The organism is Bradyrhizobium sp. dw_78 (assembly GCF_018449525.1).
Taxonomy (GTDB): Bacteria; Pseudomonadota; Alphaproteobacteria; order Rhizobiales; family Xanthobacteraceae; genus Bradyrhizobium.
Window position 1 is genome coordinate 59,553 of sequence record NZ_JAAVUS010000014.1, and the last position, 20,645, is coordinate 80,197.

Annotated in this window: 19 protein-coding genes; 4 read left to right on the forward strand and 15 right to left on the reverse strand. The window is 63.1% G+C overall.

Annotation, left to right across the window (positions count from 1 at the left end; all coding sequences use genetic code 11):
* Nucleotides 1-129: 129 nt before the first annotated feature.
* The 13 genes from lnt to murJ form a co-directional block, all read right to left on the reverse strand.
* The gene (gene lnt / locus HB630_RS26555; protein ID WP_213775684.1) at nucleotides 130-1,743 is read right to left on the reverse strand and encodes an apolipoprotein N-acyltransferase; all 1,614 of its coding nucleotides are present in this window, start codon (nucleotides 1,741-1,743) and stop codon (nucleotides 130-132) included.
* On the reverse strand, nucleotides 1,740-2,858 hold the full coding sequence (locus HB630_RS26560; protein WP_213775685.1) for a hemolysin family protein: 1,119 nt from the start codon (nucleotides 2,856-2,858) through the stop codon (nucleotides 1,740-1,742). Before HB630_RS26560 ends, lnt begins: the two co-directional genes overlap by 4 nt.
* A 16-nt stretch (nucleotides 2,859-2,874) precedes the next feature.
* A complete protein-coding gene (ybeY, locus tag HB630_RS26565) occupies nucleotides 2,875-3,387 on the reverse strand; it encodes an rRNA maturation RNase YbeY (RefSeq protein WP_213775686.1) in 513 nt (170 codons plus the stop codon).
* Between the two features lie 63 nt (nucleotides 3,388-3,450).
* The gene (locus HB630_RS26570) at nucleotides 3,451-4,506 is read right to left on the reverse strand and encodes a PhoH family protein (protein ID WP_213775687.1); all 1,056 of its coding nucleotides are present in this window, start codon (nucleotides 4,504-4,506) and stop codon (nucleotides 3,451-3,453) included.
* 4 nt (nucleotides 4,507-4,510) lie between these two features.
* Nucleotides 4,511-5,935: a tRNA (N6-isopentenyl adenosine(37)-C2)-methylthiotransferase MiaB gene (gene miaB / locus HB630_RS26575; RefSeq protein ID WP_213775688.1), complete on the reverse strand. Its 1,425-nt coding sequence runs from the start codon at nucleotides 5,933-5,935 to the stop codon at nucleotides 4,511-4,513.
* Nucleotides 5,936-6,018: 83 nt separating this feature from the next.
* Nucleotides 6,019-6,822: an HAD family hydrolase gene (locus tag HB630_RS26580; RefSeq protein ID WP_346656141.1), complete on the reverse strand. Its 804-nt coding sequence runs from the start codon at nucleotides 6,820-6,822 to the stop codon at nucleotides 6,019-6,021.
* A gap of 37 nt (nucleotides 6,823-6,859) precedes the next feature.
* Nucleotides 6,860-7,309: a Fur family transcriptional regulator gene (locus tag HB630_RS26585; protein WP_213775690.1), complete on the reverse strand. Its 450-nt coding sequence runs from the start codon at nucleotides 7,307-7,309 to the stop codon at nucleotides 6,860-6,862.
* Between the two features lie 39 nt (nucleotides 7,310-7,348).
* Nucleotides 7,349-7,834: a ribosomal protein S18-alanine N-acetyltransferase gene (gene rimI, locus HB630_RS26590; protein ID WP_213775691.1), complete on the reverse strand. Its 486-nt coding sequence runs from the start codon at nucleotides 7,832-7,834 to the stop codon at nucleotides 7,349-7,351.
* Nucleotides 7,831-8,529, reverse strand: a complete 699-nt coding sequence (gene tsaB, locus HB630_RS26595; protein WP_213775692.1) for a tRNA (adenosine(37)-N6)-threonylcarbamoyltransferase complex dimerization subunit type 1 TsaB — start codon at nucleotides 8,527-8,529, stop codon at nucleotides 7,831-7,833. Before tsaB ends, rimI begins: the two co-directional genes overlap by 4 nt.
* Before the next feature lie 115 nt (nucleotides 8,530-8,644).
* Nucleotides 8,645-9,214, reverse strand: coding sequence for a NifU family protein (locus HB630_RS26600; protein ID WP_213775693.1), 570 nt, complete (start codon nucleotides 9,212-9,214; stop codon nucleotides 8,645-8,647).
* A gap of 145 nt (nucleotides 9,215-9,359) precedes the next feature.
* The gene (locus HB630_RS26605) at nucleotides 9,360-9,854 is read right to left on the reverse strand and encodes a universal stress protein (protein ID WP_213775694.1); all 495 of its coding nucleotides are present in this window, start codon (nucleotides 9,852-9,854) and stop codon (nucleotides 9,360-9,362) included.
* A gap of 109 nt (nucleotides 9,855-9,963) precedes the next feature.
* A complete protein-coding gene (gene trpS, locus HB630_RS26610) occupies nucleotides 9,964-11,016 on the reverse strand; it encodes a tryptophan--tRNA ligase (protein ID WP_213775695.1) in 1,053 nt (350 codons plus the stop codon).
* Nucleotides 11,017-11,062: 46 nt separating this feature from the next.
* The gene (murJ, locus tag HB630_RS26615) at nucleotides 11,063-12,622 is read right to left on the reverse strand and encodes a murein biosynthesis integral membrane protein MurJ (protein ID WP_213775696.1); all 1,560 of its coding nucleotides are present in this window, start codon (nucleotides 12,620-12,622) and stop codon (nucleotides 11,063-11,065) included.
* A 124-nt stretch (nucleotides 12,623-12,746) separates the two neighbouring features.
* Between murJ and HB630_RS26620 the strand changes: the two genes are divergently transcribed.
* The gene (locus HB630_RS26620; RefSeq protein WP_213775697.1) at nucleotides 12,747-13,748 is read left to right on the forward strand and encodes an adenosine kinase; all 1,002 of its coding nucleotides are present in this window, start codon (nucleotides 12,747-12,749) and stop codon (nucleotides 13,746-13,748) included.
* 212 nt (nucleotides 13,749-13,960) lie between these two features.
* Here HB630_RS26620 and HB630_RS26625 read toward each other — a convergent pair whose 3' ends face one another.
* Together HB630_RS26625 and HB630_RS26630 are read right to left on the reverse strand one after the other, a co-directional pair.
* Nucleotides 13,961-15,655 (reverse strand): AMP-binding protein, encoded by a 1,695-nt coding sequence (locus tag HB630_RS26625; protein WP_213775698.1) that lies wholly within the window; start codon nucleotides 15,653-15,655, stop codon nucleotides 13,961-13,963.
* Nucleotides 15,656-15,841: 186 nt separating this feature from the next.
* Entirely contained in the window at nucleotides 15,842-17,035 is a 1,194-nt protein-coding gene (locus HB630_RS26630) for a serine hydrolase domain-containing protein (RefSeq protein WP_213775699.1), read from the reverse strand.
* Between the two features lie 299 nt (nucleotides 17,036-17,334).
* Between HB630_RS26630 and HB630_RS26635 the strand changes: the two genes are divergently transcribed.
* The 3 genes from HB630_RS26635 (at nucleotide 17,335) to HB630_RS26645 (ending at nucleotide 20,623) form a co-directional block, all read left to right on the forward strand.
* Nucleotides 17,335-17,655, forward strand: coding sequence for a hypothetical protein (locus tag HB630_RS26635; RefSeq protein ID WP_213775751.1), 321 nt, complete (start codon nucleotides 17,335-17,337; stop codon nucleotides 17,653-17,655).
* 120 nt (nucleotides 17,656-17,775) lie between these two features.
* Nucleotides 17,776-19,272 carry an NAD-dependent succinate-semialdehyde dehydrogenase gene (locus HB630_RS26640; RefSeq protein ID WP_213775700.1) on the forward strand — a complete coding sequence of 499 codons (1,497 nt, stop codon included), beginning with the start codon at nucleotides 17,776-17,778 and terminating at the stop codon, nucleotides 19,270-19,272.
* 454 nt (nucleotides 19,273-19,726) lie between these two features.
* Complete coding sequence (locus tag HB630_RS26645) at nucleotides 19,727-20,623, forward strand: hypothetical protein (protein WP_213775701.1); 897 nt, start codon at nucleotides 19,727-19,729, stop codon at nucleotides 20,621-20,623.
* Nucleotides 20,624-20,645: the final 22 nt, after the last annotated feature.

A 20,645-nucleotide genomic window follows, 5' to 3' on the forward strand; every position in this document is an offset into this window, starting at 1 on the left:
GAACCTAATTGGCTGAATCTATTCTCCATTACTGTGGCCAGATTGCGAATGACGTCATACGTCTGTCAACCGACAGGGGCTCTGGCAGCGACATTTTCGTCCGACATCCAAAATGAAAAATAAAAACGGTCAGGGAATCCGCTTCGCGGCGCGACGTCGGAGCACGAAAATAAAAGCAGCGGCAATAATGATAGCAGCGGGAATATCGCCGACCCGGACGTAAAGGGTCGGGGGGATCGAGGACGGCAGGCCGGAATCGAGTACGCCTTCCAGACCAAGGCCGAGCCGTGCGACGATCCGGCCCATCGGGTCGATGACCGCGGAAATGCCGGTATTGGCGGCGCGCACCACCGGCAAGCCTTCCTCGATCGCGCGCAGGCGAACCTGCTGCAAATGCTGATAGGGACCGGTCGAGATTCCGAACCAGCCGTCATTGGTCAGATTGACGATCCAGCCGGGACGGTCGTTGCGCTCGGTAACGTTACCGGGAAAAATCGCTTCATAGCAGATCAGCGGCAGCATCCGCGGCGCATGCGGGATTTCCAGCGTATGGCGCCGGGTGCCGGGAATGAATCCGCCCTGAACCTTGGTCAGTTGCTGGAAGCCGAGCCGTTCCATCCAGTCCTGGAACGGCAGATATTCGCCGAACGGCACCAGATGCAGCTTGTCGTAGACCGAGAGCACGCTGCCGTCATGATCGATCACGTAAATGGAGTTATAGGCGCGCGTGATCCTGACGCCCGGCGGCAGGTCGGGCGCGCGCACCGCGCCGGTGATCAGGACCGTGCCTTTGGGCAGGAGATCCGCGATCTCCGCCATCGCGTCGGGCTCGCGGGTCAGGAAAAACGGAAATGCCGATTCCGGCCAGATCAGCATGTTGACGTCGCGCACGCCGGTGGATTGCGGCCCCGACGCGCGATCGGACAGCGCCAGGTATTTCTGCATCACCGCCGCCTTGGCGGAGTAATTGAAGCGCTCGTCCTGCTGCAGGTTGGGCTGCATGATCCGAAGCTTGAGGCCGGCCACCATCGTGGTCGGCTGCCGCGACAGGCGGACGCAGCCGAAGACCGCCATGGCGAGCAGCAACAGCAGCGCAGCCGCCGGCGCCAGCCACGGCTTTCGCCCGCGCGATGTCCCGTCAATGAGAGCGGCCGGGCTTGCGAAGATCGCGACGCTCAGAAACGTCAGGCCCCACAGGCCGATCAGCGATCCCGTCTGCGCCAGCGCCAGCGGCTCGGTCAGGGCATAGCCGAACGCGTTCCAGGGAAAGCCCGTCAGCATATGGCCGCGCAGCCATTCGCTCACCGTCAGCGCGGCGGCGAGCGCGATCACGCGCGAAGCATCCCGGGTCCAGATCAGCCGCGCCAGCGCGAAGCCGAAGGCGGTGAACAGCGCAAGATAGGCAGGCAGGCCGAATATCGCGAATGGCATCAGCCATGCGAAGGTCGACGCATCGACCAGGAAGGCGTAGCCGATCCAGTACAGGCCCGGCACGAAATAGCCGAGGCCGAACCAGAAGCCCGCCATCGCCGCCGCAGGCACGCCCTGCCTGCGTCCGGCGCCGGCGCCGTCGATCAGCCAGACCATCACCGGCAAGGTCAGAAACAGCACCGGCCAGGCGTTGAACGGCGCCATCGCCAACGCCGATAGCGCGCCTGCGATCAGCGCGATGGCGGCGCGCTTCCATCCCCAAGCCAGGATGATCGCGAGACCGATGGAGCGAAACCGACGTATTTGCGTCACTGCGGGCCGGCTCCGTCGCTGGGCGGCGGAGCGGTGTTGTCGTTGGCCTGAGGAGAATTCTGTTCCGGCGTGGGTTCACGGCGCCGGGCTTCGCGCTGCGTCCGCGGCGCAGGCCGTTCCTTGCGCGAGGAGATGCGCAGGCGTTTGACGCGCCGCGGGTCGGCATCGAGCACTTCGATCTCGTAATTGCCGGGACCGGAAATGACTTCGCCGCGCACCGGCAGCCGGCCGACATGGCTGACGAGGTAGCCGCCCAGCGTCTCGACTTCCTCGCCGGCCTCGCCGGTGACGAAATCCTCGCCGATCACGGACCGGACGTCATCGAGGCTGGCGCGCGCGTCGGCGATGAAGGCGTTGTCGGCCTGCCGCACGATCGACGGCGGCTCGTCGCTGTCATGCTCGTCGTCGATTTCCCCGACGATCTGTTCCACGATGTCCTCGATCGACACCAGGCCGTCGGTGCCGCCATATTCGTCCACCACCAGCGCCAGATGAATGCGCGAGGCCTGCATCTGCGCCAGCAGGTCGATGGCCCGCATCGATGGCGGCACGTAGAGCAGCTTGCGGATGATATTGGTGTCCCCCAGCGGCAGTGCGAGATCGACCGCGCGCAAATCGAGGCCGGCCGGCAAAGGTTTCCTGCGCCGGGTCTTGCCGGCCTCCGTGACGCGGGCGCGCGCGGTCATGAACGCCAGCAGATCGCGGATGTGAACCATGCCTTCGGGATCGTCGAGCGTTTCGTTGTAAACCACCAGGCGCGAATGCGCCGCGCTTTCGAACAGGCTCATCAATTCGCCAATCGGAATGTCGCGCTTGACCGCGACGATGTCGGCGCGATGGATCATCACGTCGGCGATGCGGCGTTCATGCAGGCCGAGGATATTGCGCAGCATGGTGCGCTCGACCGCCGAAAAGCCGACGTCGTCCGGCGTGCTGGCGTCGAGCACGACCTGCAGGTCGTCGCGGACCGATCCCGGCTTCCAGCCGAACAGCGTCTTGATCGCGCGCACCAGCCAGTTGTCGGCGGTGGGACGCATGACCTCGCCGCCCTGCACCACGGCCGGCAGGTTGCGCGTCTGGCGCGGATTGTCGTGAGTCGGTTCGGAATCCGCCATCTCAGTCCATCCGTTCCTAGTCCGCATAGGGATTTCGATCCGTATACGGGTCTGGAATGCCGAGCTGCGCAAGAATCTGCGTCTCGAGGGCTTCCATGATCTCGGCGTCGGCGTCGGTTTCGTGATCGTAGCCGATCAAATGCAAAAAGCCGTGTACCGCCAGATGGCTCAGATGATGATCGAACGGCTTTTGCTCGTCATCGGCTTCCTTTCGCATCGTCTCATAGGCGATCGCGATGTCGCCGAGCATGCGCGGCGCATCGTCCGGGCCGCCTGGGCCATCCGGTTGCAGCGCAGGAAATGACAGCACGTTGGTCGGCTTATCGATGCCGCGCCAGTTGCTGTTGAGCGTGCGAATGCCGGCATCGTCGGTCAGCATGATCGCAAGCTCGGTCTCGCCGACATCGGCGCCGGCCATTTCCGCGGCGATTTCGATGGCATGGCGGATCACCGCTTCGGCGTCGGCTTCGTTTTGCCAGCACGCGGCGGCGACGAGAACCTCGGTGATAGGAAGAATCGAAGGCGCCATCTCAGCAGAATTTCTGTGGTGGCCGGGAGCGCGTGAAGCGCGCTGCCGGCGAAAGATCCTGGGTCAAGCTTTGCCGGTTGCCGTTCGCTGCGGCAATCCCTCATAGGCGGCGACGATCCGCGCCACCAATTCGTGGCGGATCACGTCCTCGGCGGTGAATTTCACCTGCGCGATGCCCTCGACGCCATCGAGCAGCTTGACGGCTTCGGCGAGGCCGGAAGTCTGGCCGTTCGGCAGATCGACCTGGCTCGGATCGCCGGTGATGATCATGCGGCTGTTTTCGCCAAGCCGCGTCAGGAACATCTTCATCTGCATGGACGTCGTGTTCTGCGCTTCGTCCAGGATGATGGCGGCGTTGGTCAGGGTGCGGCCACGCATGAAGGCAAGCGGCGCGATCTCGATCTCGCCGGCTTGCAGCGCACGCTCGACGACCCGCGCATCCATCAGGTCGTACAGCGCATCGTAGATCGGCCTCAAATAGGGATCGACCTTCTCGCGCAAATCGCCGGGCAGGAAGCCGAGCCGCTCGCCGGCCTCTACCGCGGGCCGCGACAGGATGATGCGGTCGACTTCCTTGCGTTCGAACAATTGCGCGGCCTGCGCCACCGCAAGCCAGGTTTTGCCGGTGCCGGCGGGGCCGATGCCGAACACCAGCTCATGCCGCTTGAGCGCGCGGATATAGGCGTCCTGCGCCGCGGTACGCGCCCGCACCGGACGCTTGCGCAAATTGATCGTCTCGAACGAAGGCTTGGCGGACTTGGCGTCGAATTCGAACAGCGAGCCTTGCGCCAGCACGGCGCGGATCGCGCCTTCAACGTCGCCCTGCGCCAGATCATGGCCTTGTGTCGCCTGCGCGTACAGGGTCTCCAGCACGCGCCGCGCGGCATCGCAGCCGTCGCGGGTGCCCGCGATGGTGACGTGGTTGCCGCGCGAATCGACCACGACGTTAAGCCGGCGTTCGATCAGAGCTAAATTCTGTCCGTAGGGGCCGACCAGCGCCGACGCGGCCCTGTTGTCGTCGAAGTCGATGACGACCTGTGTATCGGGCGGGATCGGCATGTCGCGGTCGAGTTTGCGGCTGGGAGCGAGCGAAGACGAATCCGATGCGCTTTTTGGCAAGGGTTCAGGCTCCCATCGTCATCTGAGAAGAATCGGGGATCCGGGCGGGGATATGGGAAAGCGCCGGCCGGGCATCGGAAACGGGCGCAAGCCTGCCGAGCAGGCTGTAGCGTTCCAGGCTGTCAATCGTCACCGGCAATATCCGTCCGATGATATCGGGCGAAGCCATCACATGCGCCGGTTGCAGATAAGCGGTGCGGCCGACGATCTGGCCGGGGTTGCGGGCGGGCCGTTCGAACAGCACGTCAACCGTGCAGCCAATCGCAGCCTGATTGAAGGCCGATTGCTGGCTGTCGATCAATTCCTGGAGCCGCACCAATCGCTCGTCCATCTCGGCTGCTGACACCGTCTCCTGCATGTCCGCCGCCGGTGTTCCCGGCCGCGGCGAATATTTGAACGAATAAGCTGCAGCGTATCCGATTTGTGTGACGAGAGCGAGGGTCGCGGCAAAATCCTGCCCGGTTTCGCCGGGGAAACCCACGATAAAATCCGATGAAAATGCAATATCTTGCCTCGCCGTGCGAAATCGGTCGACGACGCGAAGGTATTCATCTGCGGTATGCTTGCGGTTCATCGCCGAAAGGATCCGGTCCGAGCCGGATTGCACCGGAAGATGCACGAACGGCATCAGCGCCGGAAGGTCGCGATGCGCTTCTATCAGCGCGTCATTGACGTCGCGGGGATGGCTGGTCGAGTAGCGCAGCCGCAGGACGCCCGGCAGTCCGGCGAGATGATGCAGCAGGTCGCCCAGCGACCAGATCCGTCCATCCGGTCCCTCGCCATGATAGGCGTTGACGTTCTGCCCGATCAGGGTGATTTCGCACACGCCATTATCCGTGAGCCGGCGGACGTCATCGGCGATCCTGCTCACCGGGCGCGACACTTCGGCGCCGCGGGTATAGGGCACGACGCAGAAGGTGCAGAACTTGTCGCAGCCTTCCTGGACCGTCACGAAGGACGAAATGCCGCGGGCGCGGATCGTCTCGGGTCTCGGCGGCGCCAGGAATCCGAACTTGTCCTCGACCGGGAATTCCGTCTCCAGCGCCCGGCCGTCGCGTTTCGCGCGCGCCAGCAGTTGCGGCAGATGGTGATAGCTTTGCGGACCGACCACGACGTCGACCGCGGGCGCGCGGCGGATGATTTCGTCGCCTTCGGCCTGCGCAACGCATCCGGCCACCGCGATGCTCATGTGGCGGCCGTTGCGCGCGGCTTCTTCCTTGGCGACGCGCAGCCGTCCAAGCTCCGAATAGACTTTCTCGGAAGCTTTTTCGCGGATGTGGCAGGTGTTGAGGATCACCAGATCCGCGTCGTCGGCGCTTGCGGTCTCGACAAAGCCTTCCGGCGCCAGCGTGTCCACCATGCGCTGCGCATCGTAGACGTTCATCTGGCAACCATATGACTTGATGTGCAGCTTGCGCGGCGGCTTCATGGAACCTGGCAGTTGGGCGGACCTGTCGCCAATACGGCGCAAGGGACGGTTACAAGGGGCGGTCAGTAGGGGGCAGTTATAGGCTAAAGGACTGAAAATCCAGCGTCCGGCCCCTTATTCCGCGGCGATATGCCGGCATCGGGCCCGGAATCCCGGGATTCGGGGCCCGGCGCTTGCGCTCCGCCCCGGAGTGACGGCGGATCGATCCACTCCATCAGGGCGGGTAATTGTCGCATGTCGCTGAATGTGGCGCTGGCTCCGGCCGCACGCAGCGTTTCGGCATAGCCTGGCTGGCAATGGCTGCCGCCGTGAAAGCCCAGCACGGCCATTCCGGCGGCGATAGCGCCGGTAATGCCGGGAATGCTGTCCTCGACGACAAGGCATCGTCCGGGCGGCACCTTCATCCGTGCCGCGGCAAACAGAAACAGATCCGGCGCGGGCTTGCCGTTGGCCACCTGGGAGGCCGAAAAAATGTTCGGCGCGAACCGGTCGTAAAGTCCGGCGCGGCCGAGGCTGACGCGCATCCGCTGGTGCGAGCCGCTCGATGCCACGCAGACCGGCTGCGCGATGGCGTCGAGCGCCTGTTCGATATGGGGCACCGCCTGGAGTTCGGCTTCGAACGACCGCAACAGTTCATCCTGCAACTGCACATGGTAATCGTCAGGCAGGCTGCGGCCGAGTTCGGCTTCGATCTCGAGATTCGCCTGGCGCGTCGAGCGGCCGAGAAAACGTTGAAAGACCTGCCCGGCATCGATCGGATAGCCGTGGCGGCTCAGCACTTCCGCATGGGCGCGGCACGAAATGACTTCGCTGTCGACCAGCACGCCGTCGCAATCGAAGATGACGAGATCGAAGTTCCGGTTTCTGTCTTGACGCGTTTTCTTCACCAAGCCGATTTCCACTTCGCCTGAAAACGCGGACGTCTCAGGACTTCTCGTCATCCAGCGGGACGCAATACAGCTCCAGCCGGTGATCGACCAGCTTGTAGCCGAGCTTGCGGGCGATTTCGGCCTGTAGCTTCTCGATTTCCTCGGAGGTGAACTCGATCACCTTGCCGTCGCGCAGATTGATCAGATGGTCGTGGTGGCTGTCGGGCATCTGCTCATAGCGGGCGCGGCCCTCGCGAAAATCATGCCGCTCGATGATGCCGGCGTCTTCGAACAGTTTCACGGTGCGGTACACCGTCGAGATCGAGATCTTGTCGTCGACCGTGACGCAACGGCGATACAATTCCTCGACATCGGGATGATCCTCGGCTTCCGCCAGCACGCGGGCGATGACCCGGCGCTGCTCGGTCATGCGCATGCCGGTGGCGGCGCAGCGCGCCTCGATGCCGGAGGCTTGGGGCACAGACGAGGATTTCAATGCGGTCATGCAATAGGGCCTTGAGAAGGGGCTGTGGCGCGACACAGTTTACGACAAGTCGCGGCGCATCAGAAGCGCATTCAATTGTTCCCCGCCGGGCTGCTGATAATATCGCTCGCGGCGCCCGACAATGGTAAATCCGGTCCGTTCGTAGAGTTTTCGCGCCGGGCCATTATTTTCCTCGACCTCGAGGAATATGGCGCGAATGCCGCGGCCCGCCAGATGCCCGAGATGGGTCAGCAAGAGATCGCGGGAGAGGCCGCGGCCGCGATGGCCGGCGTCGATTGCGATCGACAATATCTCGGCCTCGTCCGCCGCCATGCGGGAGGCGGCAAAGCCAATGATCTTTTGACCGAGCTTGAGGCGATGAATCAGCGTATTGCGCTCGGTGAGCATGGTCTCGAATTCGCGCTCCCCCCATCCGCGGTGAAACGATGCGCCGTGCAGCTGCGCCAGCCGCGCCGCGTCACGCAGGCTTGCGGGCTCGACCGCGGCTGGGCGGCCGCGCCACAATCCGGAAAGCCATGCCATCATGACGCGGCCGGCTGGGACGCATTGTGCAGCGGATCGCTGGACGGCTTGGCGTCCGGCGCGCGCAGATAAAAGGGACGGGCCGGCGCGGTGTCCGGAGCGACCGCCGCGCCAAGCCACGCGATCCAGGTGATATCGGGGGCGGTCTGCGGATCGACCTCGCAGGGCGGCGGCGCATCCGCCGGCCAGCGCCCGGCAAGAATCGCGGCGGCATTGCCGACCAGATGCGGCGAACCGAATTGCGCCGCGCCGAGCGCTTCCTCGACCGATGCCACGCATGGCCGGATCAAGAGGCTGCCGTCGCCGGCCACCGCCTGGAAATACACGTGATCATGCCGCGCATCGATCGCGGAGACGACGGGCTGCTCGAGGCCGAGCCCCACGATCGGCGCGGCAAACGCCGCCAGCGTCGTCACGCCGACCACGGGCTTGCCGGCGGCGAGCGCCAAGCCGCGTGCGGCGGAGAGGCCGACGCGCAATCCGGTGAAGCTGCCGGGGCCGTTCGTAACGGCGATACGATCGAGTGCTGTAAATGCGACGCCTGCCTGGTCCCTCACGCGCGCGATCAGTGGCATCAGGGCTTCGGCATGGCCGCGCTTCATCGCCTGGGATTCCTGCGCCAGCACTTCCCCGCTGCCGGTATCAAGCACACAGGCGGCGCAGGCATCCAGAGCAGTGTCGATTGCGAGAATCAGCATGAGGGAAGGGCGAATGGCGCGTAGCGAATGGCGAGTGGAAGATCGGCAGTGACGGCGTCTCTCGTCAGGCCGCTAATCGCTATTCGCCATTCGCCACGCACCGTTCGCCTCCCAATCACATCGGCCGGACTTCGACCACGTCGGGGACGAAATGCTTCAGGAGGTTCTGGATGCCGTGTTGCAGCGTCGCCGTCGATGACGGGCAGCCGGCGCAGGAACCCTTCATATTGAGGTAGACGATGCCGTCCTTGAAGCCGCGGAAGGTGATGTCGCCGCCGTCGTTGGCGACCGCCGGCCGCACCCTGGTTTCGATCAGATCCTTGATCGTCGCGACCGTCTCGGCGTCGTCATCGCTGAAGAATTCGTCACCTTCATCCATCGCCTCGTCGCTGGCGGCGCTCCCATCGGCCAACAGCGGCGCGCCGGACATGTAATGTTCCATGATGGCGCCGAGGATGGCTGGCTTGAGGTGCTGCCAGTCGCTGTCGTCCTTGGTCACGGTGACGAAGTCGGAGCCGAAAAACACCCCGGTGACGCCGGGCACGCCGAACAGCTTTTCGGCGAGCGGCGAACGATTGGCGGTTTCGCGGCTGGCGAACTCCATGGTGCCGTTATCCAGCACGATACGGCCCGGGATGAATTTCAGGGTGGCGGGATTGGGGGTGGCTTCGGTCTGAATGAACATTGGTTTTCTCCGGCGTCGCCGGTTCAAGGCCGGCGCGTGGTTCCTCCCTAGCAGATGGCGACGGCAAACGCACGATCAAGAGCGGAAATCGGCGGTTTGGCAGGTCTATCCGGGGCTTACAGCCCGAATCCTTGCGGCCAGGAGTCTAAGACAGGGCATCGATGTCCGTATCGCTCAAATCCCCGGCCACGATCGTGACCGGAATCGGGAACGAGCCGATCACGCCGGTGATCATGGTGATCAGCGGGCCGGGTCCCTCCGGCCCGGGATTGGCCGCCAGCACCAGCAGCGCAAGATCGGCATCCTTGTCGATGGCGTCGAGGATCTGTGCGACCGGATCGCCCTCGCGAATGATGCGTTCCGGCGTGATCGCGCCGATGCCGTTGACGCGGCCGGCGGCACGGTCGAGCGCGGCGTCGGCGTCTTCACGCGCCTCGGCGCGCATAATGTCGGCGACCCCGAGCCATTGCTGATTTTGCTCTTCGGTCTCGATGATGCGCAGCATCACCACGCCACCGCCGGACCGGATCGCCCAGCGGCTGGCATAATAAACCGCGCGATCCCATTCGGTGGTGTCGTCAACGATGACGAGGCATTTGGGCTTGTGACCCGTCTCGTAGCTTCGTCGCTGGGCGGCCATGCATGTCCCGACGCTGCGTTACGTCGCGCATGCTGCCACGGCGCGGCCGCTTCCGACAAGCGGCGTTGGCGCTGTGCAGAGCGGCAACGATCGGCAGCCGCGTCCGAGGTCAGGGCTTGCGGATGAAACCGACGATATCCTTTGCCGCCTGCATGGTTTCGTGCGCGATCACGCTTGCGCGATCGGCGCCGTCGATCAGGATCGCATCGACATGGCCGGGGTCCGCCATCAGGCGCTTCATCTCGGAGGCAATCGGCGAGAGTTTCGTAACGCAAAGTTCGACCAGCGCATTCTTGAAATTGGAGAACTGGCCGCCGCCGAATTCGCGCAACACCTCGGCTTTGCTGCGGCCCGACAATGCGGCATAGATGCCGACGAGATTGTCGGCTTCGGGCCGCGGTTCGAGGCCCTTTTCTTCCGAGGGCAGCGGTTCCGGATCGGTCTTCGCCTTGCGGATCTTCTGCGCGATGGTGTCGGCATCGTCGGTGAGATTGATGCGCGAATTGTCCGACGAATCCGACTTCGACATTTTCTTGGTGCCGTCGCGCAGGCTCATCACCCGCGTCGCCGGCCCGGTGATCAGCGGTTCCGGCGGCGGAAAGAGCAGACCGTCGGCAAAGCCGTGGCTGCGGATCGAATCGGCGAAATCATTGTTGAATTTCTGCGCGATATCGCGCGCCAGTTCGAGATGCTGCTTCTGGTCCTCGCCGACCGGCACATGGGTGGCACGATAGAGCAGGATGTCGGCCGCCATCAGCACCGGATAATCGTAAAGGCCGACGGAAGCGTTCTCGCGATCCTTGCCGGCCTTTTCCTTGAACTGGGTCATGCGGTTGAGCCAGCCGATCCGCGCCACGCAATTGAAGATCCAGGTCAGCTCGGCGTGACCCGTGACCTGGCTCTGGTTGAAGACGATGTGCTTGTTCGGATCGATGCCGGCGGCAATGAAAGCCGCGGTCACCTCGCGCGTGTTGCGCGCCAGTTCCGTCGGGCCGCCCCAGACCGATACCGGCTGTGTGATGGCATGCAGGTCGACGACGCAATAGATGCAGTTGTGGGTTTCCTGCAGCCTTACGAAATTAACGATCGCGCCGAGGTAATTGCCGAGATGCAGATTGCCCGTCGGCTGGACCCCCGAAAAAACCCGCTCAACGATTGCCATTGTCAAGAATTCCCGCTGTTCTGCGCCGTCGTTTGCCATGCACGCCTCAAGCGCGCAAGTCGCCCGGCGGCGTCCTTCGGACCGCGCCGATCGCCTCGCGCCAGCCGGTGACGCCGAATATGCTTAGCAAAAGACCATAAACCACGATCCCGGCCGTGATCAGGATCAAAAGAGCCAGCGCTTCGGCGAAGCCGTGCAGTTCGGCCTTTTGCCCCAGCACCCAGCCCGCCGTCCCCCACAACAAGCCGCCCATTCCCAGCGCCGCCAACGCGATACGCGGCAGCCGCCGGCGCGCTGTGGCATCGATGGAAAATCCGAACGTCGCCGCGCCGCGCCGCGTCAGCAGGAGCGCATTGCTCCACGCTCCAAGCGCGATGCCGGCGGCGATACCGGAGGCGCCAAATAAGCGGCCGAACAGCAGGGCAGCTGCCATCGCGACGACAATCGCCTTGAGTGTCGCCCATAGCGGCGTGGCCGTGTCATGGCGGGCGAAAAATGCCGGCGACAGCGACTTGACCAGCACGTGAGCGGGCAGGCCGAGCGCAAGCCACATCAGCGCCCGCGCGGTGCCTTCGCTATCGGTGGGGGTGAACAGGCCGTGCTCGAACAGCATCCGCACGATCGGCGCGCTCAGCGCGATCAATCCCAATGTCGCCGGCATTGTCAGGCCGATGGCGAGTTCCAGGCTGCGCGATTCGGCTGATACCATCGCCGCCTTGTCGTCGCCGCGCAGCGCCCGCGTCAGTTCCGGCACCAGCACGGTGCCTATGGCGACGCCGACCATGCCGAGCGGCAGTTCGATCAGGCGATTGGCGAAATAGAGCCACGACACCGCCGATGGCGACGCCGAAGCGACGATCGCGCCGGTGATGATCAATAGTTGCGGTCCCGCGCTGGCGATCATGCCGGGCAAGGCCTTGCCGAGAAACCCGCGCATTTCCGCGTCGAATGCGACACGGAGCGGCGTCGCGGTGCTGTCATTGCGGCGCAGGGCCAAAATCAGCAGTTGCAGCAATCCGGCGAGGCCGACCGTCGCCGCGATCACCAGCGCCGCATATGCGCCATCCTGGCGCCAGCCGAGCAGCGCGATCATCACGATGATCAAGGCGATATTGAACAGCAGCGGCGAGAATGCGGTCAGCGTAAAGCGGCCCTGCGCGTTCAACAGCGCCATCATCACCGTCACCGGTCCGGCAAAGGCCAGATAAGGCAGCATGAGGCGGGCGTCGTTGACCGCGAATTGCAGCGTTTCGTGCCCGGCAAAACCGGGCGCGAGTACGGTGATGACGAATGGCATCAACAGCCCGATGAACAACGCCGCCGCGATCAGCGCCGCGCTGACGGTGCCGAGCACACGCCCGGCAAAAGCGGCAGCCGCGGCGGGGCCCCCGGTCTCGCGCACATGCAGCCAGGCCGGCACCAGGGCCGCATTCAGGGCGCCTTCGCTGAGCAGGCGCCTGACGACATTGACCAGTTGAAACGCCGCCAGAAACGCATCCGCGACGGGACCGGCGCCCAGCAGCGCCGCCATCATCGCATCACGCACGAATCCGAGCAGACGCGAGGCCAGCGTTCCCGTGGATACCGTCAGGAAAGAGCGGATCATAAGGCGGTCATATTCGCATCGCTTGCTGGCGCAGGGCCTGTCGTGATAGGCCGCTGACGCCTTTTCGATCCGGGTTGGATCGGATTTTCCACTCTATCGCAATTGCCCTGACAGGGATTGGTGAATGACCTCAACGAAATACGATGTTCTCGCGATCGGCAATGCGATTTTCGACGTGTTGGTGCAGACTGACGAGGGCTTTCTTGCCGCGCACGGCATGACCAAGGGCGGCATGATGCTGATCGACGAGGCCCGCGCCGCCTCGATCTACCGTGACATGGGACCGGCGACCACGATGTCCGGCGGTTCGGCGGCCAATACGGTTGTCGGCGTCGCCAATCTCGGCGCCCGGGCAGCCTATGTCGGCAAGGTCCGAAACGACGAGGTCGGAGGTCTCTACACCCATGACATCCGCGCCGCGAAGGTGGCTTTCGAAACCAACGCCGCCACGGGCGGTCCCGCCACCGGCTGTTCCTACATTCTGGTCACGCCGGATGGCGAGCGCACCATGAACACCTATCTCGGCGCGGCGCAGGAACTGACGCCCGGCGATATCGACCCGGAGCAGATCGCGGCCGCCTCGATCCTCTATCTCGAAGGCTATTTGTGGGATCCGAAGAGCGCCAAGGACGCTTTCGTCAAGGCGGCGGATATCGCGCATGGCGCCGGCCGCCAGGTCGCGCTGACGCTGTCGGATTCATTCTGCGTGGATCGCTATCGCGACGAGTTTCTCGATCTGATGCGCAAGGGCACCGTCGATTTGATTTTCGCCAACGAGGCCGAACTGCATTCGCTGTACCAGACATCGGACTTCGACACCGCGCTGAAGCAATTGAACAAGGATACCAAACTCGGCGTCGTCACCCGCAGCGAAAAAGGCTGCGTCGTGGCCTCGGCGGAAGGGATCCTCGCGGTGCCCGCGTTTCCGATCGAGCGGATGGTCGACACCACGGGCGCCGGCGATCTGTTCGCTGCCGGATTCCTGTTCGGTTTGGTGCGTAATGCCGGTTACGAAAAGGCCGGAAGGCTCGGCGCGCTGGCGGCCGCCGAAGTGATCCAGCATATCGGCGCGCGGCCGCAGGTTTCGCTGAAGGAATTGGCGCAGCAGAACGGATTGCCGGTGTAGGACCAGAGCGTTTTCGCGCGAAGTGGAAACCGGCTCGCGTGAAGAAAACGCGTCAAAACAAGAATCGAGAGATTCGGTTCTGATTCAATCAGAACCGATCATGCTCTAGGCGTTACGAAATTCCATTCTCTCTGCGATCACCGCTTTTACCTTTCCCCACAAGGGGAGGGGATGATGACGCCGCCTGGGTGCCCTTGGAACAGCTAGTTGCCTCACGCCGTCTTCGCCGCGTTCAATCCGAGCCGCGCCTCGACCGCCTCGCGCATCAGGAATTTCTGGATCTTGCCGGTCACGGTCATCGGAAATTCGTCGACGAATTCGACATAGCGCGGGATCTTGTTGTGCGCGATCTGTCCCTGGCAGAACGTGCGGACTTCCTCGAGCGTCAGCGTCTCGCCGGGCCGCGTCCGGATCCAGGCGCAGAGTTCCTCGCCATAGCGATCGTCGGCGACGCCGAAAATCTGCACGTCCTGGATCTTGGGATGGCGGTAGAGGAATTCCTCGATCTCGCGCGGATAGAGGTTTTCGCCGCCGCGGATCACCATGTCCTTGATGCGGCCGACGATGTTGCAATAGCCCGCGTCGTCGATCACGCCGAGGTCGCCGGTGTGCATCCAGCCGTTGCGATCAAGCACGTCAGCGGTCTTTTCCGGCTCGTCCCAATAGCCGAGCATCACGCTGTAGCCGCGGGTGCATAGCTCGCCCCGCTCGCCGCGCGGCACCACGCGCCCTTCGAGATCGACAATCTTGACCTCGACATGCGGGTGGATCCGCCCCACCGTGGAGACACGGCGCTCCAGCGGATCGTCGGTCGCGCTCTGAAAGCTGACCGGGCTGGTTTCGGTCATGCCATAGGCGATGGTGACGTCGCGCATGTTCATCTTTTCATTGACGCGCCGCATCACCTCGATCGGGCAGGGCGCGCCGGCCATGATCCCGGTTCGCAGCGACGACAGATCGAATTTGGAAAATTCGGAATGGTCGAGTTCGGCGATGAACATCGTCGGCACGCCGTAAAGCGCGGTGCATTTTTCCCGTTCGATGGTTTGCAGCGTCGCCAGCGGATCAAACCCCTCACCGGGATAGACCATCGCGGCGCCGAGCGTGAGGGCGGCGAGATTGCCCATCACCATGCCGAAGCAGTGATAGAGCGGCACCGGGATGCAGATACGGTCCTGCTCGGTAAGGCGCATCGCGCGGCCGACGAAATAGCCGTTGTTGAGGATGTTGTGGTGCGTCAGCGTGACGCCCTTGGGCGATCCGGTGGTGCCGCTGGTGAACTGGATGTTGACGGGATCGTCGAATTGCAGCGTGCCGGCAAGGGCTGCGATCATGGCCCGGTGGCGCTCGCCACACATGCGTGCCACCTCTTCGAACGCAATCGTGCCCGGACAGGCCGGGCCGCCGACCTGGATCACCGCGCGCAATTGCGGCAGCCGCGCCGCGTGCAGATCGCCGGGAGCCGATTTGGCAAGCTCCGGCAGCAGCGTGTTCAGCATCTCCATGTAGTTGCTGGTCTTGAAGGCGGTCGCCGTGACGATCGCGGCGCAGCCGACCTTGGCCAGCGCGAATTCCAGTTCGCTCAGGCGGTAGGCCGGATTGATGGTGACGAGAATGAGCCCGGCTTTGGCGGCGGCAAACTGAGTCAGCGTCCATTCCGGCCGGTTCAGCGACCAGATGCCGATCCGGTCGCCGCGTTCGAGGCCGAGCGCGAGAAAGCCCGCGGCCAGCGCATCGACGCGCGCAGCCAGTTCCTTCCAGCTCCATTTGACGCCGTGGCTTGGCGCAACCAGCGCGTCGCGATCGGCCCAGCGTTGAGCGGCCAGATCGAGAGCGCGGCCGATGGTCTCGCCCAGAAGCGGCGCATCGGAGACGCCGCAAACATAGCTACCGGCTTTCTCGGTCAAATTCGCTTCTCCATCCCTGAAAGATTTTGTCCAAGCGCAATGGCAGGAAACCCGCCGCCGCGATCAGTTCTCTCCCCTTGTGGGGAGGCTTTGAGAACAGAATATCACGAATTTCGGCGTTGCGGCTCGTTCCCTTTTTGCCGCTTCCTCCCGTGTGAAGGGTGCGGACAATCGGGATGGGGCTTCTTACGCGGCCTTCTGGCCGTCCGCCGCATCGAGCCCGCCATAGACGCCGCGCTCAAAGGCGGCGAACGTCTCCAGGCATGTCGCGTCGGCGAACGGCAGGACCTGCATCAGGATGACGCCGGTGACGTCGCGCGAAGGGTCGATCCAGTAATAGGTGTTGGCGAGCCCGGCCCAGGCGAGACTGCCGGGGCTGCGGCCCTCCGGCGTCTTGGCGGTGTTGATCAAAAAGCTCAGCCCCCATTTCTTCTCCATGTCCGGATAGAGATCGACGTCGTTGGTCGCGAACGCGATCGCCGAATTCAGCCTGGTCATGTTGAGTTCGCCGATGTGGTTCTGTCCCATCGTCGCGACGGTCTCGGGATTGAGCACCTGGTTGCCGTTGCCGCGGCCCTTGTTGAGGATCATCTGGGTGAACTTGATGTAGTCGCCGGCCGTGCCATAGAGCCCGCCGCCTCCGGCGAGAAATTCCGGGTTCTGCTCGACCTCGAACGGGATCGGCATCAGCGATCCATCCGCATGGCGTTGATGCATGCCGACGAGGCGTTGGCGCTGCGAATCGCTGATCCTGAAACTAGTGTCGTTCATGCCGAGCGGCGCGAACAGGTGATCGCGCAAATAGGCATCCAGCCGCTTGCCGCTGGCGGCTTCAACCGCCTGGCCGACCCAGTCGATGTTGATGCCGTATTCCCAGCGCGTTCCGGGATCGGTCATGATCGGCACGCGCAGTGAAGCGTGGAGGCCGGATCTGGCGGGCGGTGTACCGGTTTTCTCCAGATACTGCACCATGTCGCCATTCCACATATTGTAACAAAAGCCTGCGGTATGGGTCATGAGGTGGCGCAGCGTGATCGGCCGCTTCGCGGGCCGAAGTTTTGGCTCGCCCTTGTCGTCAAAGCCCTCGAGCACCTGCGGGTCGGCGAGATCGGGCAGCACCTTGCCGATCGGCTCGTCGAGCGACAGCTTGCCCTGTTCCACGAGCTGCATCGCGGCGGTGGCCGTGATCGCCTTGGTCATCGAGGCGATCCAGAACACGCTGTCGGCCGTCATGGCGGTGTCCTTGGACAGGTCGCGTGTGCCGAACGCGTCCTGATAGATCACGTCCTTGCCGGTCGCGGCCACGGCGACCATGCCGGGGACATCCCTGGCATCGGTTCTCTGGCGCAGCGCCTGGTCGATTTGATCCGTGCTTTGCATGGGCTCCTCCCCGATTTTTTGAGTTGTTAATATTCCTCCCGGCGCCTGCGCCTCGCAAGTACGGGCGGCATGTTGCCGCTGCGGTCGCGCGCTCGTGATCGCCGGCCCCGGATCGGCCATTGCAGCATAATTTGCGGTGGATTAACCGGTTTGGCGCGATCGGCGCTATGCGGATCTGGCGCACCGTCCCGGACATGATTTTGGTTGTAAGGCGTTCAGATTTCGGTGCAAATGGGTAAAACCGAACCGATCAGTTCGATTAAATAATGAGCAGCTTTTTAAAGTTGCGGGAGTTTTCGATGATTTCTACCTGGAGTGAATGGAAACGATATCCTCGCGCTATGCGCGGCGAGAATATTGAGGCGCCGATTGGCCCGGGCATCTACGAAGTCCGGTATGCCGGAACGGGTGCGCTGCACTCATTCGGCGCGGTCGATAACGTCGCCCAGGCCTTGTCGATGTTGCAGGTGACGGCGAAATCGTGGTTCGGTCGGCGTGACTCCGTTGCAGCGCCGGACCTTGAATATCGCACCTGCGCCACCTCTTCGAAGGCGGACGCCAAGACGGCGGCGGAGCGCATGATCGGCCGCCGCGAAACCTATCTGAGCGGCGCGGCCTGACGTCGCTGGCGGCTCCAGCCCTCAAAATTGGTTGAAGCAGCCGGTCGTTTGCGACCGGTGTCATGCGGGCTGTTTATACCTATATTCTTGGGCAACACCAAAAGCCTCAGGAGTGACGCCATGACCCCGACCGCCGCCGCACGTGCCTCGCAATCCTCTGCGCCATCTCTGCGCGAACGCTTGAAAGATGTCTCGCTGCTGCGGGACCGCAGCTACATCGATGGCGCCTGGGTCGGTACGCCCGCGCATCCCGTCGTCAATCCGGCCACCGGCGTCGAGCTTGTCAAAGTGGCGCAGCTGACGGCGGCCGACGCCACGCAGGCGGTGGAAGCCGCCGAACGCGCGTTTCCGGTCTGGGCCAAGCTGACCGGCAAGCAGCGCTCCAACATCCTGCGCAAATGGTACGAGCTGATCGCCGCCAACCGCGAGGATCTGGCGCTGATCCTGACCTCCGAGCAGGGCAAACCGCTTGCGGAAGCGCTGGGCGAGATCGATATCGGCGGCGCCTATGTCGAATTTTTCGCCGAGGAAGCACGCCGCGTCTATGGCGAAACCATTCCGACCCAGCGCGCCGACGCGCGGCTGCTCGCGATCAAACAGCCGATCGGAGTCTGCGGCGCGATCACGCCGTGGAATTTCCCTTGCTCGATGATCACGCGAAAAGTGTCGCCGGCGCTGGCGGCCGGCTGCACCGTGGTGCTGAAGCCCGCCAACGAAACGCCGCTCAGCGCATTGGCGCTCGCGGTGCTGGCCGAGAAGGCCGGCGTGCCGAAGGGCGTGCTCAACGTCATCACCGGCGATGCGCCGCCGATCGGCAAGGTGCTGTGCGAACATCCGGCGGTGCGCTTCGTCGGCTTCACCGGATCGACCGAGGTCGGCAAGATCCTCTATCGGCAGGCCTCCGTCGGGGTGAAGAAGCTTGGGCTTGAGCTCGGCGGCAACGCACCCTTCGTGGTGTTCGACGACGCCGATATCGACGCCGCGGTCGAAGGCGCGATGGTCTCGAAATACCGCAACATGGGCCAGACCTGCGTCTGCGCCAACCGCCTCTACGCCCAGGACAAGATCTACGACGAATTCGTCGAGAAGCTTTCCAGGAAAGTCGCGGCGATGAAGGTCGGAGACGGCGTTGAAGCCGGCGTCACGCAGGGGCCGCTGATCAACATGGAGGCCATCGACAAGGTCGAGCGGCACATCGCCGATGCGGTCAAAGGCGGCGCCAGGATCGTGACCGGCGGCAAGCGCCACTCGCTCGGCGGCACCTTCTTCGAGCCGACCGTGCTCGCGAATGTCAGGCCCGACGCGCTGGTGTCGCGGGAGGAAACCTTCGGTCCGCTGGCGCCGGTGTTTCGCTTCAAGGACGAAGCCGAGGTGATCGCGATGTGCAACGCCTCGCCGTTCGGTCTGGCGTCGTATTTCTATTCGCGCGACCTTGGCCGGGTCTGGCGGGTTGCCGAGGCGCTGGAATCCGGCATGGTCGGCGTCAACACCGGCCTGATCACCACCGAGGTCGCGCCCTTCGGCGGCGTCAAGGAAAGCGGCCTTGGCCGCGAAGGCTCCCATCACGGCATGGAAGAATATGTCGAGATCAAATACGTGATGATGGCGGGGGTTTGATTTCAGTCCCCTTATGCCGACACGTTTAGACCGAGTCGATGACGGTCTAAGAGTGAGTCGGTGAGTCTTGCTTCAATATTGCTACCGAAAGTTGCGGCCGCTGAGAATTATCTTCTATTGCGGGCCTATTACGAGAGTCCATTCGACGGATTCTTCCTATTTTGACCATCCTGGGTTTTAGAGTCACGTAACCGGCGTTTCGGGGCGCGGCCGGCCGCGAACACGAACAGTGTGTTAGTGATCTGATGCCGGATCTGGTGAAATTACTCCTAGGGGGACGCGAATACGAAATCGAGCGCGTCCTTGGTCAAGAGACGTTTCTGCACGACGTACCTTTGCCATGATGAGCATCTCCGGCGATGACGACGCGGATACGCGAGCTCCGAAGTTTTGAGGTAGCGCCGGGATGGCCTTAGGAAGGCGCGGAGCCTATCCGATCCCTGAACGGTCTTGAATGATGACAATTAAAGCGATCGATCCAGCGACAGAACTGTCGGCACTGTTCGCCTGCAAGTGCGGAAAGCCGATGTGCCGGTGGAGAGCCCTGCGACCATTTAGGGATCATATTAAACGGCTCTTTCAAGCCATCTCGGTCAAACATGAACGGGAGCGTCTTTCATCAGGGGACCCGGAAGTCACCTGGGACGCCACTCTGTTCTCACTTCAGATGGCGGCGAGCCTAGAGGACGCATCTGCGAATACCGCCTACGTCGATGACAGCGACGCCATCGTTTATTGTGATGCGGCTTGGGAGTTCGAGGTGTTGAGCAGCGAGATCGCGGCCAAATACGTTGCGGGCCTGAGCATTTTCAACTTTCTTTGGTCTGCGTATGAGAACGCCGTAAAGGCAGCGGCAGGGACTCAGTTTCCGCGCGACAAAACGGCAGTACGGGGCCGCAAATTGGCCGAAGGAAGTCCTAGGTCTGAGGACGACTTTCCGGCGGTGAATATGCTCTATCGGATCGCTGAACGGTGCTGTCGCATTTGCGGCGATCTCGACCCTGAAATCGATCTGATCTCCGGAAAGTACAAACTCACGGGAACTGGCGCTGCGGCCGAACTTGCGCGAATCTACCGCAACCATTTGGCGCACGGGGACGATTGGGTGCCCACCGCATCTTCGGATTGGGAAAGGAACGGCAGGGGAAAGGCCAACTTTGTCGTCTTTAGGATGTACGCCGTGGGACGTCTTCTCCTCTTGCTCATTCAGGAATTGGCTTTCCAGTCCTTGACAAGCCGATCCGCCTGCAAGCCAGCGAAACACAGCGGAAAGGCCTTCCTGAGGTTGCACTTGCTGACGAAAACAGAGCTCGCCGACGGCAATAGGCTTGCTCATATGCACGCCGACTGACAATGGGCTCTCATTGAAAACG